Annotated in this window: 13 protein-coding genes; 8 read left to right on the top strand and 5 right to left on the bottom strand. The window is 73.3% G+C overall.

What is annotated here, in order from left to right; genetic code table 11:
* Window positions 1-18: 18 nt before the first annotated feature.
* Both recG and GA0070216_RS14865 read right to left on the bottom strand, forming a co-directional pair.
* On the bottom strand, window positions 19-2,223 hold the full coding sequence (gene recG / locus GA0070216_RS14870) for an ATP-dependent DNA helicase RecG (protein ID WP_091245767.1): 2,205 nt from the start codon (window positions 2,221-2,223) through the stop codon (window positions 19-21).
* Window positions 2,220-3,842 carry a DAK2 domain-containing protein gene (locus GA0070216_RS14865; protein ID WP_091246233.1) on the bottom strand — a complete coding sequence of 541 codons (1,623 nt, stop codon included), beginning with the start codon at window positions 3,840-3,842 and terminating at the stop codon, window positions 2,220-2,222. The genes recG and GA0070216_RS14865 overlap by 4 nt, the downstream gene beginning before the upstream one ends.
* A gap of 252 nt (window positions 3,843-4,094) precedes the next feature.
* Here GA0070216_RS14865 and rpmB point away from each other — a divergent pair, with 252 nt between their 5' ends.
* Together rpmB and GA0070216_RS14855 are read left to right on the top strand one after the other, a co-directional pair.
* Entirely contained in the window at window positions 4,095-4,286 is a 192-nt protein-coding gene (rpmB, locus tag GA0070216_RS14860) for a 50S ribosomal protein L28 (protein WP_007456456.1), read from the top strand.
* A gap of 110 nt (window positions 4,287-4,396) precedes the next feature.
* Window positions 4,397-5,650, top strand: coding sequence for an ATP-grasp domain-containing protein (locus GA0070216_RS14855; RefSeq protein ID WP_091245763.1), 1,254 nt, complete (start codon window positions 4,397-4,399; stop codon window positions 5,648-5,650).
* Window positions 5,651-5,675: 25 nt separating this feature from the next.
* Here GA0070216_RS14855 and GA0070216_RS14850 read toward each other — a convergent pair whose 3' ends face one another.
* Window positions 5,676-6,137 carry a GNAT family N-acetyltransferase gene (locus GA0070216_RS14850; protein ID WP_091245759.1) on the bottom strand — a complete coding sequence of 154 codons (462 nt, stop codon included), beginning with the start codon at window positions 6,135-6,137 and terminating at the stop codon, window positions 5,676-5,678.
* Between the two features lie 22 nt (window positions 6,138-6,159).
* Window positions 6,160-7,098, bottom strand: coding sequence for a thiamine-phosphate kinase (locus tag GA0070216_RS14845; RefSeq protein WP_091245755.1), 939 nt, complete (start codon window positions 7,096-7,098; stop codon window positions 6,160-6,162).
* Between the two features lie 122 nt (window positions 7,099-7,220).
* On the opposite strand from GA0070216_RS14845, the gene GA0070216_RS14840 reads away from it, so the two are divergent.
* The 3 genes from GA0070216_RS14840 to GA0070216_RS14830 all read left to right on the top strand — a co-directional run bounded on the left by GA0070216_RS14840 (window position 7,221) and on the right by GA0070216_RS14830 (window position 9,536).
* Window positions 7,221-7,454, top strand: a complete 234-nt coding sequence (locus tag GA0070216_RS14840) for an Lrp/AsnC ligand binding domain-containing protein (protein ID WP_067305404.1) — start codon at window positions 7,221-7,223, stop codon at window positions 7,452-7,454.
* Complete coding sequence (locus GA0070216_RS14835; RefSeq protein WP_091245752.1) at window positions 7,455-8,186, top strand: DUF3515 family protein; 732 nt, start codon at window positions 7,455-7,457, stop codon at window positions 8,184-8,186. It abuts the gene before it with no gap.
* Between the two features lie 156 nt (window positions 8,187-8,342).
* A complete protein-coding gene (locus tag GA0070216_RS14830; RefSeq protein ID WP_091245749.1) occupies window positions 8,343-9,536 on the top strand; it encodes an MFS transporter in 1,194 nt (397 codons plus the stop codon).
* A 396-nt stretch (window positions 9,537-9,932) separates the two neighbouring features.
* On the opposite strand, the gene GA0070216_RS36110 is transcribed toward GA0070216_RS14830, so the two are convergent.
* On the bottom strand, window positions 9,933-10,061 hold the full coding sequence (locus GA0070216_RS36110) for a hypothetical protein (protein WP_281190426.1): 129 nt from the start codon (window positions 10,059-10,061) through the stop codon (window positions 9,933-9,935).
* A gap of 493 nt (window positions 10,062-10,554) precedes the next feature.
* Here GA0070216_RS36110 and GA0070216_RS34545 point away from each other — a divergent pair, with 493 nt between their 5' ends.
* The 3 genes from GA0070216_RS34545 to GA0070216_RS14810 are packed head-to-tail and all read left to right on the top strand — an operon-like array spanning window position 10,555 to window position 16,131.
* A complete protein-coding gene (locus tag GA0070216_RS34545) occupies window positions 10,555-12,690 on the top strand; it encodes an Agd3-related carbohydrate-binding protein (RefSeq protein ID WP_176738969.1) in 2,136 nt (711 codons plus the stop codon).
* Window positions 12,691-12,736: 46 nt separating this feature from the next.
* Complete coding sequence (gene pelF, locus GA0070216_RS14815; RefSeq protein WP_091245743.1) at window positions 12,737-14,599, top strand: GT4 family glycosyltransferase PelF; 1,863 nt, start codon at window positions 12,737-12,739, stop codon at window positions 14,597-14,599.
* The gene (locus GA0070216_RS14810; protein WP_091245739.1) at window positions 14,599-16,131 is read left to right on the top strand and encodes a hypothetical protein; all 1,533 of its coding nucleotides are present in this window, start codon (window positions 14,599-14,601) and stop codon (window positions 16,129-16,131) included. The genes pelF and GA0070216_RS14810 overlap by 1 nt, the downstream gene beginning before the upstream one ends.
* Window positions 16,132-16,140 lie beyond the last annotated feature (9 nt).

Raw genomic sequence — 16,140 nt, 5'->3', positions numbered from 1 at the left:
ACCCGGCGCGGGTGGTGGTCAGCCCTTCTCCAGGTATTCCGCGCGCTCCTCGTCGACCAGGGCGGCGACCGAGGCGGCCAACGCCGGGTGCCGCGCCAGCTCCGGGTCCTCCCCGACCAGGGTGAGCGCCTCGGCGCGGGCGTCCCGGATCAGGTCGGCGTCGCGCAGCAGGGACAGCAGCCGCAGGTGCGAGCGGTGGCCGGACTGGGTCGCCCCCAGCACGTCACCCTCCCGACGCTGCTCCAGATCCAGCTCGGCCAGCTTGAACCCGTCGGTGGTGGAGGCGACCGCGTCCAACCGTTCCCGCGCCGACGAGCCCTCGGCCGCCTCGCTCACCAGCAGGCAGAGCCCGGCGGCCGAGCCCCGACCGACCCTGCCCCGGAGCTGGTGCAGCTGGGAGACGCCGAACCGGTCGGCGTCCAGCACGATCATCACGGTGGCGTTGGGCACGTTCACGCCGACCTCCACGACCGTGGTGGCGACCAACACGTCCAGCGTGCCGTCGGCGAAGGACCGCATCACCGCGTCCTTCTCGTCGGCGGGCAGCCGGCCGTGCAGCACCCCGATCCGCAGCCCGTGCAGCGGCCCCTCGGCGAGCAGTGGCGCCACCTCGGTCACCGCCAGCGGCGGACGTCGCCCGTTGTCGTCCTCGCGGGGCGGCTCCTCCTCGGTTGCCGGCCCCTCACCGATGCGCGGGCACACCACGTACGCCTGGTGGCCGGCGGTGACCTCCTCGCGGACCCGCCGCCAGGCCCGGTCCAGGAAGGCCGGTTTCTCCGCCGCCGGCACCACGTGCGAGGCGATCGGGGACCGCCCCTGCGGCAGTTGGGACAGGGTGGAGGTCTCCAGGTCGCCGTAGACGGTCATCGCCACCGTGCGCGGGATCGGGGTGGCGGTCATCACCAGCACGTGCGGCGGCTGTTCGGCCTTGGACCGCAGGGCGTCGCGCTGCTCCACGCCGAAGCGGTGCTGCTCGTCGACCACCACCAGGCCGAGGTCGGCGAAGTCGACCCCCTCGTAGAGCAGGGCGTGGGTGCCGAGCACGATGCCGGCCCGCCCCTCGGCGACCTCCGCGAGAGCCCGGCGGCGGGCCGCCGCGCCCAGCGAACCGGTGACCAGCTCCACCCGGGTCGCGTCGTCGGCCGCGCCCAGCTCACCGGCCTGGGCCAGCGGCCCGAGCAGGTCGAGCATGCCCCGGTGGTGCTGGGCGGCGAGCACCTCGGTCGGCGCGAGCAGCGCCGCCTGACCGCCCGCGTCGACCACCTGGAGCATCGCCCGCAACGCCACCACCGTCTTGCCGGAGCCGACCTCGCCCTGCAACAGCCGGTGCATCGGGTGCGGTCCGGCCAGGTCGGCGGCGATCTCGACGCCGACGTCGCGCTGGCCGGAGGTCAGCTCGTAGGGCAGCCGGGCGTCGAACGCGTCGAGCAGGCCGCCTGCCCTGGCCGGGCGCGGGGTGGCCGGCCAGGATGCCGCCCGCAGCTTGCGCTGCACCAGGGTCAGCTGCACGGCGAACGCCTCGTCCCACTTGAGCCGGCGGCGGGCCCGGTACAGCTCCTCCTTGCTGGACGGCCGGTGGATCTCGCGCAGTGCGGTGCCGATGCCGACCAGTTTCCGGCCCACCCGCAGCCCGGTCGGCAACGGGTCGTCCGGCGGGGTGACGGTGTCCAGCACCACCCGGACGCAGCGGGCGATCACCCAGGTCGGCACGGCCGCGGCGGCCGGATAGACCGGAATCAGCGCCCCGGCGAACTCCTCGACCTCCTCGGCGGCGGCCACCTCGCCCTCGCCGCCCTCGCCGAGCAGGACGTACTCCGGGCCGTTGAGCTGCCGCCTGCCCCGGAACTCGGTGACCTTGCCGGCGAACAGCCCCCACCGGCCGGGGCGCAGCTCCCGTTCCCGCCACGCCTGGTTGCCGAAGAAGGTCAGCGTCAGCGTCCCGCCGGAGTTGTCGCCGACGGTCACCTCCAACAGGTTGCCCCGGCGTTGCCGCATCGGGCGTACCGCCGTGCGCTGCACCTGGGCCAGCACGGTGACCTGCTCCCCGACGTCCAGCGAACGGATGTCGGTGTGCTCGCCGCGCTCGTCGTATCGGCGCGGGAAGTGGTACATCAGGTCCCCGGCGGTGTGCAGGTCGAGGTGACCGGCGAGAGCCTTGGCGGTCTTCTCCCCCACCAGCTTCTTGAGCGCGGTGTCCACCGTGGCCGGCTCGGCCGTCGTCATTCGACCCCCACCAGGAGCGGATAGTGCGGTTGCCCGCCCGGGTACGCCTGCACCTCGACGAAGGGCCAGCGCCGGCTCACATGCTCCCGGACCGCCTCGGCGAGACCGGCCGGGGCGTCCGCGCCGGTGAGCAGGGTGACCAGCTCGCCGCCGCCGCCGAGCATCCGGTCGACCACGGCGGCACAGGTGTCGACGAGGTCGCTGCCGATCAGGTGGACCTCCCCCTCGACCAGGGCCAGCACGTCACCGGGGCGGCACGGGCCGGCGACGGTCAACGCCTCCCGGCTGGCGTGACAGACCTCGGCGTACCGGCAGGCGCCGGCGGCCTCGGCCATCGCGATGACGTCGTCGACGAACCGGCGCTGCGGGTCCCGGACGGCGAGCGCGGCGAGCGCCTGCACCGGCGAGCGGGTCGGCACCACGCTCACCTGCACCCCGAGCCGGTGCGCCTCCCTGGCGGCGGCGTTCGCCACCGCCTGGGTGTTCGGGTCGTTGGGGAGCACCACCACCCGGGCGGCGGCGGTGGCCCGGATCGCGTCCAGCAGCTCGCCGGTGGACGGGTTGCCCGGCACCACCATGGCCCCCTCGCCACCGAACAGTTCGGCGATGCCGACACCGGCGGCGACCACCACGGCGGCCCGGCCGTCGGCGGGTTCGGGCCGGGCGGCCGGCGTGCCCTGGTCGGCGAACCGGGTCACCGAGATCCGGTACGGCCGGCCGGCGGCCACCCCGGCCTCGACGGCCGCCCCGACGTCGTTGACGTGGACGTGCACGTTCCAGGTGCCGGACTCGGCGGGTGAGCCGCCGTCGCCCACCACCACCAGCGAGTCGCCCAGCGTGGCCAGTTCGGCGCGCATCCGGGTCACCGCGTCGTACGGGGCGTCGAGCAGGAACTGCACCTCGTAGGCGTACTCGGTGGAGCCGGTCTCCCGGACGGCGGTCAGCGGCGGGCGGACCGTGCGGGTCACCGGCGTCGGCCCGGGTGGGGACTCCCCCGTGACCACCTCGACCAGCGCGTCGAGCAGCAGGCAGAGCCCCCGGCCACCGGCGTCGACCACTCCGGCGCGGGCCAGTGCGGGCAACTGCTCGGGGGTGCGGGCCAGCGCGCGGGCGGCCTCCCCGGCGGCGGCCCGGACCACCGTGCGCAGGTTGTCGCTGTCGGCCTGCTCGGCGGCGGTCGCGGCGGCGGCGGCCACGCTGAGCACCGTGCCCTCGACCGGCCGGGCCACCGCGGCGTAGGCGGCGGTGGTGGCGTCGCGCAGCGCGCCGGCCAGCGCCCGGCCGGCGACGGTGGGCACGACGCCGAGGGCGTCGGCGAGGCCGCGCAGGAGCTGCGAGAGGATCACCCCGGAGTTGCCCCGGGCGCCGAGCAGCGCCCCCCGGGCCATCAACCGCAGCGCGTGGCCGTGTGCGGTGGCGCCGTCCTCCGGCAGGGTGCCGAGCCCCCTCGACAGCGCCTGCTGGGCCGAGGTGAGGGTGAGCACGAGGTTGGTGCCGGTGTCCCCGTCGGGCACGGGGTAGACGTTCAGGTCGTCGATCTCGCCCTGGTGCCGGCGCAGCGCGGCGAGACCGCTCGCGCACCAGCGGCCTACCGCGGCGGCGTCGAGGGTGTCCAGCACGGCCAGAAGCCTACTGGCGGCGGCCGACACCCGCCGGGGTCGGCCGGCGTGTCCCCGCGCCGGCCGGCGGCGACACCCCCGGGCTGTGACCGGCCCGGTCCGCGCGCCGCCCGGGGCGGTGACCGGATCGCCCGCCGCAGCGGCCCGGAAGGGCCGGTTGGTCGGGCCGGGGGTGCATCGGGTAACCTGGCCAGGTTGTCCGGGCAGCGCCTGCCGGCGACCTCATGAACGTATCAATCTCAGGAGTATCCCGTGGCTAGCGTCTGCGACGTCTGTGGCAAGGGGCCGGGCTTCGGCCACAACGTGTCCCACTCGCACCGGCGGACCAACCGCCGCTGGAACCCGAACATCCAGTCGGTGCGCACCCCGGCCGGTGGCGGCAACACCAAGAAGCTCCAGGTCTGCACCTCGTGCATCAAGGCCGGCAAGGTCACCCGCGCCTGACCAGGTAACACCTCCACCGCTCCAGCTCCGACAGTACCGGCGAGCCGTCCCGGCCCGCCGGTACTGTCGTGTCCCCGCCCCCGGTGGCTGACCCGTACGGAGGACGACCGTTGGACCTCGCCCTGGGCCGTGACGAGATGATCGTGGTGGGCGCCTCGATCGGCATGCTGCACTGGTTCGCCGAGGAGTTGCCGCCGGGCAGCGTGGTGCTCGTCGAGGAGCCGGAGATCATCGCCCGGCGGGACGTCGCCGGCACGGTGACCCGCCTGCCGGTGGTCTCCCGGGTGGTGGCGGCCCGCTACCAGACCGGCCTGGACGTCGAGGAGTTACTGGCCCGCGAGCCGGGACTGGCCGTCGCCCGGCTGGTGATGCCCGGCCTGGAGTACGCGGTCGGTGCCGCCGCCCGGCTCGCCGAACGGCTGGGCCTGCCCGGGGCCGGCCCGGAGGCCGCGGACGTCTTCTCCGACAAGCACCGGATGCGGCAGCTGGCCGACCGGGCCGGGCTGGCCAATCCGGCCTACGAACTGGTCGACTCCCCGCAGCGGGCGGCGGCGTTCGCGGCCCGGTTCGGTGGACGCTGCGTGTTGAAGCCGACCCGTCGCTCCGGCAGCCTCGGCGTACAACTGATCACCGAAACCGACGACGTGTCGGCGGCCTGGTCGGCGACCGCCACCCCGGAGGAACCGGTGGAGGCGGCCACCGACCTGCCCACCGAGGTGCTGGTCGAGCAGACCCTGGTCGGTCCGGAATACAGCGTCGAGCTGCTGGTCTCCGACGGCGAGGTGTGCTTCGGCAACGTCACCGACAAGCGGGTGCTGCCGGGCCGACGCCCGGTGGAGACCGGCCACACGGTGCCCTCGGCCCTGCCGGCGGCCGGCCGCGCGGAGCTGGTCGGGGCGGCCACCCGGCTGGCGGCGGCGGCCGGTTTCCGCACCGGCGTGCTGCACAGCGAGTGGATCGTCGCCGACGGGGTGCCCACGCTGGTGGAGTGCGCCGCCCGGCTGCCCGGCGACATGATCGCCGCGCTGGTCTCGGTGGCGTACGAGTGCGGTTTCATCGACGCCTACCTGCGGACGCTGCGCGGTGAGCGGCCCCGGCTCCCGACCCGACCCTCCGGGGCGGCGGCGGTGGAGTTCCTGCTGCCACCGTCGGGGACGCTCACCGCGGTGGACGGGCTGCGCGACGCCCGTCGGGTGCCCGGCGTCCTCACGGTGCAGCTCGACGTGGCGGTCGGCGACCGGGTCGGCGAGGTGACCTCGTCGGTGCGCCGCAGCGGGCACGTGCTGGCCTGGGGCGCGGACCCGGCCGAGGCGACCGCCGCCGCCCGCGCCGGTGCCGGCCGGCTCCGCTTCACCGTCGGCTGACCGTCGCCCGGCCGCCGGGCGCGGGTCAGAGCACCCGGCCGAACGACAGGCAGCCGGGGGCGTCGGCGTAGTAGCCGAAGTTGGCGATCCGCTCGTACCCCGCCGAGGTGTACAGGGCGACCGCCTCGGGCTGCCGGTCGCCGCACTCCAGGACGATCCGCTTGCGCCCGTGCCGCCGGGCCGACTCCTCGACCGAGGCGAGCAGGGCACGGGCCACCCCGCGCCCCCGGACGGCCGGCACGGTGTACATCCGCTTCAGCTCGGCGGCGTCCTCGCCGTGACTGCGCCACCCCGCGCAGCCGACCGGACCGCCGTCGAGTTGGGCGACGAGGAAGTCGCCGTGCGGCGGGACGAACTCGGTCGGGTCGATGGGGGTCTCGTCGCCACTGCCGCCGTAGCGGACGCCCAGGTCGGCCAGGGTCGCCCGGATCAACGTCTGCGCCACCGGCGAGTCGAAGCCCTGCGGCCGGATCTCGATCTCACTCACGGGTGAAGGGTACGACCGCTCCTTACCGGAAGTGCTCCCAGCCGGCCGGTCCGTCATATGCGTCACCATCGACGGTCACCCCGGCGCCCTCGACCACCCGGCCCACCGTCCGCCACGACGGCGGCAGGGCCACCGCCGGGGGGAAGGTCGCGACCAGAGCGTGGTCGTCGCCACCGGCCAGAATCCAGGTGTACGGGTCGACGCCGAGCGCCTGGGCGGCGTCACTCATCTGCCGGGGCACCTCGAAGCCGTCCCGGCGCAGGTCGACGCCGACGCCGCTGGCCTTGGCCAGGTGGCCCAGATCGGCCAGCAACCCGTCCGAGACGTCGATCATGGCGGTGGCGCCGAGTTGGGCGGCCTCCGGCCCGGCCGGATAGGGCACCTCCGGCCGCCGGTACGCCTCGACCAGCAGGCGCGGGGTGCGGAACCCCCGGGAGAGCACGGTCAGCCCGGCGGCGGCCCATCCGGTCCGGCCGGCCAGGGCCACCACGTCACCCGGCCGGGCGCCGGAGCGGACCACCGGTGGCCGGCCGTCCAGGTCGCCCAGGGCGGTCACCGCGATGGTCAGGGTGGCGCTGGCGGACATGTCCCCGCCGACCACGCCCGCGTCGACCAGCGCCGCCTCGGCGGCCAGCCCGTCGGCCAACTCCTCCGCCCAGGCGGTGTCCAGGTCGGCGGGGATGCAGAGGGCCACCAGCAGGGCGGTCGGGGTGGCGCCCATCGCGGCGATGTCGGCGAGGTTGGCCGCCGCCGCCCGGTGCCCGACGTCCCGGGCACTCGACCAGTCCCGCCGGAAGTGCCGCCCCTCGACGAGCACGTCGGTGGAGGCGACGACCCGCCGATCGGGGGCGGCCACCACGGCGGCGTCGTCGCCCGGCCCGAGCAGGCAGGACGATCCGTACGTCAGCCGGGCGGTCACCCGGTCGATGAGGCCGAACTCGCCCACGTCCGCGACACCCATGTCTTCCTTCCGACACGCTCGCTAGCTGCTTGACCTCGACCACCGATAGGGATCGCCCCTGCTCCGTAGGGTATTTTCACCCTTCGGGCCGCCCCTGGGCGGCGACGGACGGAGGTCGAGTCGTGGTACAGGCGTACATCCTCATCCAGACCGAGGTGGGCCGGGCGCGGGACGTGGCCGGTCTGATCGCGGACCTTACCGGCGTGGTACGCGTCGACGCCGTCACCGGGCCGTACGACGTGGTCGTCCTCACCGAGGCGAACACCGTCGACGAGCTCGGCAAACTGATCGTCAGCAACGTGCAGATGGTGCCCGGCATCACCCGCACCCTCACGTGTTCGGTGGTGCGCCTGTAAGTGGACGAGAAGACTTCCTCCCCAGAGACCCCGACCGACGCCGTACCCACCACCGGCCCGGCTGCCGGGCGGCCCTCCGCCGGCCCGGCGACCGACCGGGCCGCTGCCGGCTCCGCTGCCGACCGGCCCGTTGCCGGGGCCGGTGCCGCCGACGGCCGACGGACCGGTTGGGACCGGTCGACCCGTCGGGCCGCGCTCTTCGCCAGCCTGGTCGCCGTCCCGGTGACGGTGGCCGTGGCGGGCTTCACCTTCGCCAAGCTGTCCCCGGACCCGCCGGCCGCCGCGCCGAGCGCGTCGCCGACCACCCTGCGCGGCCAGTCCAGCACCCCGGTCGAGATGGCCGCCCCGGCGCTGGCCCAGCGGCCCGGTGTGGTGTGCCTGGCGCTGGTGTCGCAGTTGCCGGCCACCGTCCGGGAGCTGGCCCAGCGCCCGGTGACCGCCGGGGCCGAGCAGAACGCCGCGTACGGTGACCCGGCGTTGACCGTCGCCTGCGGGGGTCCCGAACCGACCGTGGACGCCACCGCCGACGTGTGGACCGTCAACGGGGTCTGCTGGTATGCCGCCGAACGGTCGGACGCCACCGTGCTCACCACGCTCGACCGGGAGACCGGGGTCACGGTGACGGTGCCCCGGGCGTACGAGGGGCCGTTGCAGTGGCTCACCCCGATCTCCGACGCGGTGGTCGCGTCCGTGCCGTCCGGCGGCGACAGCCCGTCCGGCTGCCGGCGCTGAGGCCCCCGCCGCCGCCCGGCGGCGGGGTCCCGGCAGCCGACCGGTGGCGACGACGACCAAAAAACCGTTTGACGGCACCGATAATCTGATCCTCCGTACCTGCGGCTGACCGCGGGTGGCGAGGGGGCCCTGCCCCCTCACCACTCAGGAGCCGTCATGCGCCGGGCGCCCGCCCTCTCGTTCCTCCTCGTCACCGTCTTCCTGGACATGCTCGGGCTCGGCCTGGTCGTGCCGATCATGCCGGCCCTGCTGAGCGCCGTCACCGAGGACGCCGGCGCCGCTGTCCGCTGGTCCGGCCTGCTCGGCTCGGTCTACGGCCTGTTGCAGTTCGTCGTCTCGCCGCTGCTGGGCCGGCTCTCCGACCGGTACGGCCGGCGGCCGGTCCTGCTCGTCTCGCTGAGCTGCCTCGGCGTCGACTGGCTGGCCCACGCCATCTCCCCCGGCCCGTGGACGCTGCTGCTGTTCCATGCGCTCGCCGGCGCCTGCGCGGGCACCTACACCGTGGTCAACGCGTACCTCGCGGACGTCACGGCACCCGAGGCACGGGCCCGCGCGTACGGGTTGGTCGGTGCCGCGTTCGGGCTGGGCTTCGTCGCCGGCCCGACCATCGGCGGTCTGCTCGACACCGTCGACGTCCGCCTGCCGTTCCTCGCCGCCGCCGCACTGTCCCTCGCCAACGTCGGGTACGGCTGGTTCGTGCTGCCCGAGTCGCGGCCCGGGGACCGGACGACCCCGTTGACCCTGCGGACGGCGAACCCGGTCAGCGCCATCGCCGTCGTCCTGCGTCGACCGGTGCTCGGCCGGCTCGGGTACGCCCGGCTCTGCGCCGACATCGCCCGGATGACCCACCAGTCGACCTGGACGTTCTTCCTCACCCACCAGTTCGCCTGGGGCACCGCGCGGGTCGGCGCGGTGCTGGCGGCGGGGGCGCTCGCCGGGGCGCTCTTCCAGGCCAGGGCCGTCGGGCCGATCGTGCGCCGGCTCGGGGACAAGCGGGCCGCGGTGGCCGGCGGGGTGCTCGGCGTCGCCGCGCTGGCGGGTACGGCGTTCGCCACGACGCCCTGGCTGCTCCACCTGCTCCAGGCGGTCGGCGTGCTCGCCTCGGTCGGTGGGGCCGCCGCGCAGTCGTGGCTCTCCCGGGCCGTCCGCGCCGACGAGCAGGGCACCGTGCAGGGGGCGCTGACCGGGATCGATGCCGCCGCCGAGACCGTGGTGCCGGTCCTGGTCGGCACGGCGTTCGCCTGGTCACTGACCCATGCGGCACCGGGCCTGGTCTTCGCCGCAGCGGCCGTCTTCGCGGCCGGGTCGACGCTCCTGCTGGCCACGACCCCCGACCTGCGACGGCCCTGAGCGCAGCGGCCGCGCCGCCGGGTCGGCCACCGTCGGCGGGCGGGCCGGACAGAAGAGACCAGGCCGGTGGGAAATGCGGTGGGTCGGCGGTGGTGAGCCGCCTCCGACCCACCGCAAGGGCCGTGATTGGGATGACCCGGTCCGGTGCCTGTCGTTTCATCCGGCCCCGTAGATGGGCACAGACCACGCACATCCACTCCTGCATTTGCGTCCCGTGGAAGTTCCACGAAACCGAGGGGGCGCCCCAGAACGATTTGGCCCATGCATGCTGATAGCTGAAACAGCAGACCGATTCCATTGGCTGGGAATGGGCAACTCCTGGCGCTGGGAAAGGCAGCCGCCGGCACTGGCCGACCCCGCGTTCGCCGCTGCGGTATTCGCCATTTCCAGCCGGATTCACCCGACGGGTCGGTCGAAGAACTCAACATTCTCCGCGATCCATAGTGGATCAAGCGATTGCCCTACAAAAGGCGCGCACAGCACCCTGCCGGCGACGATCAACATGACCTCCACCTGCAGAAACACCGGAACCTCGCCACCTCGGTCCGCCCCGGACCGGGCAACATCGACCCGGTCGACCGAAGGGATGGCCCGACAGTCGGCTGATCGGCGGACCAGCATGGACTGATCGGCCATTCTTGCCGCACGTCGATTGCCGTACCCGGAGCGAATGGCCGATGTGCCACCCCGTCCACACCCGACCGAGGACAACATTCTGGCCCCCGTCGGCTACAACCCTGTGAAGTGAACGTGAATGACATGTTTCGGCATCCTCGAAAAAGAGCACGTCAACACGGCTGACGCCGAGGGAACTCACCGTCAAGATCGGCGAAAACCACGTTACCGGAAGTTGACTCCGCGAGCTGGCCGCTAACACCCGACCATGCTTGCGTCAATGCTTCACATGCGACAGGATCGAGCGCGGAATCCGCGCGAACAATTGCTAGCCTTCGATAGCCACGCCCGCCGTCCATACAGGACCGGCGGCATTGTTCGTCTCCTCATCGGAGGTCACCACATGGTCCCCACCGGACCTACGCGCCGTCGCGCGAACCGATTCGCCCTCGCCGGGCTGACCGCGCTCACGGTCCTGCTCGGCACCCAGGCTCCGGGCCTCGCCCAGCCGCCGACCGCGCCGGGCACAGTGGCCCAGCCGCCGAGCGCACCCGGCCTCGGCCAGATCGCGAGCAAGAAGGAGGCCCGACCCGGACCGCTGCCCACCCGGTCCGGCACCGTCAAGGTCACCAAGCCCTCGTCGGGTGCCCGCAGCGGCGGCGTGGGCACCCAGGCGATCAACGACAAGGTCGCGCTCCGGTCGCTGATCGTGGCTACCAACACGGCGGACTTCGGCGTGGCCACGCTCACCACCACCCTCGACCGGGTCGGCGCGAGCTACGACATCATCTACACCGCCAGCCAGACCCTCTCGGCGAGCACGCTCGTCGACTCCAACGGGATCGGCAAGTACAACGCGATCCTGCTCACCAACAGCATGTTGATCTACCAGTCGGGCAGCAACTACCTGGAGGGCCTCAACAGCACGGAGTGGAACACCCTCTGGGCCTACGAGCGCAACTTCCAGGTGCGGCAGGTCGCCCTCTACACCAGCTACGGCACCTGGCCGGAGGACTACTGCCTCAACTCCGCCGGTGAGACCGCAGTCGGCGACACCGCCCTGCCGGTCTCGCTGACCACCGCCGGCGCCGGGGTCTTCGACTACCTCAAGAGCACCGCGCAGATCCCGTTGACGCAGTCGTACGTCTACAAGACGTCGATCAAGAGCGGTTGCAACGCCGACGCCCTGCTGACCAACGGCTCCGACGTGCTGGCCGTGCGCACGACGTCGACCGACGGTCGGGAGCGGATCGCCCTGACGTTCACCTCGAACCAGTATCTGCTCCACTCGGACCTGCTGGTCTACGGCCTGTTCCGGTGGGCCACCAAGGGCCTGCACTTCGGTGAGCAGAAGCACCACCTCAACGTCGACATCGACGACTGGTTCAGCGTCTCGGACCACTACCACGACGACGGCACCGTCGAGTACAGCCCCGGCTTCCAGATCAGCGGACACGACACGGTCAACCTCGACGCGAAGCAGACCGCGCTGCGCACCGCGCACCCGCTGGCGTCCGGGTTCACCTTCAACATCCCCTACAACGGCGCCGAGATCGACCCGTTCGCCGGCAGCACGTGCAGCCCGAACGGTGACGCCACCACGCTGACCGCCACCACGAAGTGCCTGAAGAACAACTTCCGGTGGCTCAACCACACGTTCACGCACCCCGCGCTGAACACGACGGACTACACCACCACCCACGACGAGATCAGCTCGAACCAGAGCGCGGGCAACGCGATCGGGCTGAACCCGCCGGCCACCGTGCTCAAGACCCCCGAGTACTCCGGCCTCGGCGTCTACAACAACTCCAGCGGCGTGCTCACCGACTACGGCCTCGCCGCGTCCAACCCGGACCTGATCGACGCGGCTGGCGACCTCGGCATCGACACGCTGGCCGGCAACATGTCGTTCGCCAGCCACGTCCCGGCGAACTTCAACGGGGCCAAGGCCCACCCGCTGGACCCGAGCATCGCGGTGGTGCCGTGCTGGCCGACCAACATCGCCTACCACACCACCAACCAGGCCGAGGAGACGCACTTCTACAACGCCTTCTACGGCCCGAACGGCCACTTCCCCTACTGGCCGACCGACCGCACCTACGCCCAGGTCCTGGACTACGAGGCCGGGGTGGGGCTGCAGCACGTGTCGTCCGGCTCGATCTACACGCACACGTTCCACGTCGCCAACGTGCGCGATTACGGCTCGGGCAACAGCCTGGCCACCGACTGGGTGGGCGCGGTGCTGACCAAGTACAGCTCCTACTACTCGGTGCCGCTGCTGAACTCGGCGTGGACCGACATCGCCGCCTACACCAAGGCGCGTACGGCCCACTTCGCCGCGCTCAGCGCCGGTGCGTCGGCGATCTACGACCGGACCACCGGTGAGATCACGGTGACCTCGCCGGCCGCCGGCTCGCTCCAACTCGGTGGCGTGACCACGACCACCACGGGTGCCGGCACCTACGGCACCGACGTCACCGTCCCGGTGACGCTGGCGGCGAGCACCCCGGTGACGTTCACCGCCGCTCCTCGCCTGTAGGGCGGGACAACGCAATCAGAACAGCAAAGGTAAACGGGAGCAATTGGTGAGGATCGCACTGGTCTCGGAGGGGACCTACCCCTATGCGATGGGCGGCGTGAGCATCTGGTGCGAGCAGCTCATCCGGGGGATGCCGGACTACCGGTGGGAGGTCGTGGCGCTCACCGTGGACGGCACCGAGGAACCGGTGTTCGAGCGACCAGCGAACCTCGACCAAGTGCACTCGATCCCGTTGTGGGGCGGTCGGCCGGCAGGCCGCCGCCCCACGCGGGGGGCGCTGGTCCCGTCCGGCCGCCCCGGCGCGGAGTTCATCGAGTCCTACGAGGTGTTCCTGCGGGCGCTGGTCACCCCCCTGGAGTCGACCCGCTCCCAGGCCGGCGCGGTCAACCGGAGCACCTTCCTGCTCGCCCTGCGCGGCATGTTCGAGTACGCCCGCGGCGGCGGCGACCTGGGCGCGGCCCTGCTGTCCAACGAGGCGCTGCGGATGATGTTGGAGGCCTGGCACACCCTGCGGGTCGAGGAGACCGGGCCCGCGCCCACCGTCGCCGACGCGCTGGAGGCGGCCTGGCTCATCTCGCACATGCTGCGGCCGCTGAGCGCGCCACCGGTGCGCGCCGACATCGTGCACTCGTCGATGAACGGTCTCTCCACGCTCGTCGGGATGGCGGCCACCTGGACGTACGGCACCCCGCTGGTGCTCTCGGAGCACGGCATCTACCTGCGCGAACGCTACATCTCCTACCTGCACGACGACGCGCCGCACCCGGTCCGGGTGCTGGTGCTGAGCTTCTTCCGCTCGCTCGCCGGGGCGGCCTACCTGATCACCGGCGCGCTCGCGCCGCACTCGCAGTACAACCGGCGCTGGCAACTGCACAACGGCGCCGACCCCGAGCGGATGTGGACGATGTACAACGGCGTCGACCCGGACGAGTTCCCGCCGGCAGCCGGCGAGCCGGACGTGCCGACCATCTCGTTCATGGGCCGGATCGACCCGCTCAAGGACCTGCACACCCTGATCCGGGCGTTCGCGCTGGTCCGCGAGGAGATCCCGAACGCCCGGCTGCGCATCTTCGGCGGGACGCCGGCCGCCAACAAGGTCTACCACGAGAGCTGTGCGGCGTTGATCGACGAGCTCGGGCTGACCGGGCACGCGGTCCTGGAGGGCCGGGTCGGCAGTGCCGTCGAGGCGTACCACGCGGGCAGCCTGGTCGCGTTGACCAGCATCTCCGAGGGCTTCCCCTACACGGTGGTGGAGGCGATGGCGTGCGGCCGGCCGACGGTGTGCACCAACGTCGGCGGGGTCGCCGAGGCGGTCGGTGACACCGGCTTCGTCGTCGCGCCGCGGGACGTCCCCGCGATCGCCGCCGCCTGCGTACGGATGCTCAACGACCGGGAGCTGCGGCTGCGCCTCGGGGCGGCCGCCCGGGACCGGGTGCTGGAGCGGTTCACCCTGCAACGCTCGTTGCAGGCGTACCGCGACATCTACGAGGGACTCGCCACGCCCCGCACCTCCCCCGCCCCGAAGCGGTTGCGCGGTCAGGCCCAGGGCTGGGTCCGCGTCCCGAACCGCACGACCCGCCCCGGGGTGGCGTCCGTCGCCGCCCGGCCCGAGCCGACCCCGGTCGCCGCCCGACCCGAGCCGACCCCGGTCACCACCCGACCCGAGGTGATGCCGGTCGCCGCCCCACCCGAGCCGACCCCGGTCACCGTCCGGCCCGAGGCGGTGCCGGTCGCCGCCCGGGTGCCCCGCCAGCGGGGGCCCGAGCAGTACTCGTCCGCCGCCTACCGGACCCACCACGACCCGAACTCGTCCGGGTCCGAGCTGCCGCAGCCCGCCGTAACCCCGCCCGCCGGGGCGCCGGACGACGAGCCGACGGTCGGCATCCTGCGCGCCGCCGGCGGCCGCTGATGGCCGACGCCAACGACCCGGACGTCACCGACCCGTTGTTCCGGCCCGTGGCCACCATGACCACCGAGGCGGGGCCGACCGCCGACGACCGGGCGGACGGGCCCGAACGCACGATCCTGCTGCCCCGGATCTCCACCGACCCGGTCGACGACCTGGTCGAGCGGGTCCGGCCCCAGCTGACCCGGGCGGTGGACGCGCTCCAGGTCGCCGCCGCCCTGGAGGCCGACGGGCACACCGACCGGGCCGCCCAGGTCGAGTATGGCTACCGGGACGTCTTCGTCCTCGCCCTGGAGGTGTTCCGGCGGTTGGGGCCGACGCCGGAGGCGGTGGACCGGCCGCGTACCGCGGCGACGCCCCACCCGGACCGGTGGGCTGACCTGCGGATCATCTCGCACGGCCTGCTCTACGTGCTGCCGAGCGCCGCGTTTCCGGCCGTGTTGTCGGTGGTGGGGCGGCCGGGCCTGGTGGTCGGCCTGATTCTCGCCGGGACGGTCGGCTGGATCTGGTCGGGGATGGTCGCCTACGCGGCGTTCCGCCTGCTCGGCCTCGGTCGGGCCCGCTCGGCCAGCCGGGTGCTGCGGATCGCCGCGCTGGCCGCGCCCCTGCTCGGCCTGGCCGCCGGTGCGGTGATGCTGCCCTACGGCGGCCTGCCGCTCGCCGCGATGATGCTCGGCCAACTGACGTACCAGTTGGCCAGCACGCTGTTGATCTTTTACCGGCGGGAGGGCTGGCTGGCCGGGGCGATGGTCCCGGCCGTGCTGGGCAGCGCGGTCTTCCTGACCACCGGCGGTGCGACCGCGCGGCGCTGGGCGGTGGGCGCGGCGGCCCTCGGCGTGCTGGCCGCCTTCGCCGCCGGACTCTGGGCCACCCGGGCCGCCGCGCGGGCCGGGGAGCCGACGCCCCGGGACCCGCTCTGGCCACCGGCGTCCACCCTGCTCGGCGTCGCCGGTTACGGGCTCTGTTCGGCGGCGTTGCTCTTCCACGCGCAGGCGCCGTACCTGCTGGGCCAGTGGGACGTCGCGGCGTCGGCGGTGCCGCTGATCCTGTCCATGGGGTTCGTCGAGTGGCGGACCAGCCGGTTCTGGGCGGGCGGGGTGGCGCTGTCCCGGCGGGCCCGGCTCCCGCGCAGCTTCGTCGTCGGGATCTGGCAGGCCATCGGCCGGGAGGTCGCGGCGTGCCTCGCGGTGCCGGCGGTGCTGGGGGTGCTGCTGCTCGCCGCGCTCGCCGGGCTGGGCGTGCTCTCCACCGCCGGAGTGGTGATGACGGCCGCACACGTGGCCCTCGCCGGGGCGTACTACCTGGCCTTCCTGCTCGCCGGTCAGGGCCGGTACGGCTGGCTGTGCCTGTCCATGACGGTCGTGATCGTGCTGCACGTCGGCCTGGGGGCGCTGCTCGGCGTCGCCCCATTGCTCGGGCAGGGCGGCAGCCCGGTCACCGACACCTCGCTGTACCTGGGCAGCGTGCTGCTGCTCCAGGCGCTGTTCGCGCTCGGTCTGTTTCCGGTGATCGGGCAGGTTCGGCACTACCGATAGTCCACTCGA

It is taken from the genome of Micromonospora matsumotoense (assembly GCF_900091525.1).
GTDB classification, from domain to species: domain Bacteria; phylum Actinomycetota; class Actinomycetes; order Mycobacteriales; family Micromonosporaceae; genus Micromonospora; species Micromonospora matsumotoensis.
This window is presented reverse-complemented; position numbering and strand designations above follow the sequence as displayed.

Bases quoted from the DNA above. Each gene is read 5' to 3' on its own strand.
- recG (WP_091245767.1), bottom strand. From the start codon at position 2,223: ATGACGACGGCCGAGCCGGCCACGGTGGACACCGCGCTCAAGAAGCTG.
- GA0070216_RS14845 (WP_091245755.1), bottom strand. From the start codon at position 7,098: ATGGGTGTCGCGGACGTGGGCGAGTTCGGCCTCATCGACCGGGTGACC.
- GA0070216_RS14830 (WP_091245749.1), top strand. From the start codon at position 8,343: ATGCGCCGGGCGCCCGCCCTCTCGTTCCTCCTCGTCACCGTCTTCCTG.
- GA0070216_RS34545 (WP_176738969.1), top strand. From the start codon at position 10,555: ATGGTCCCCACCGGACCTACGCGCCGTCGCGCGAACCGATTCGCCCTC.
- GA0070216_RS14810 (WP_091245739.1), top strand. From the start codon at position 14,599: ATGGCCGACGCCAACGACCCGGACGTCACCGACCCGTTGTTCCGGCCC.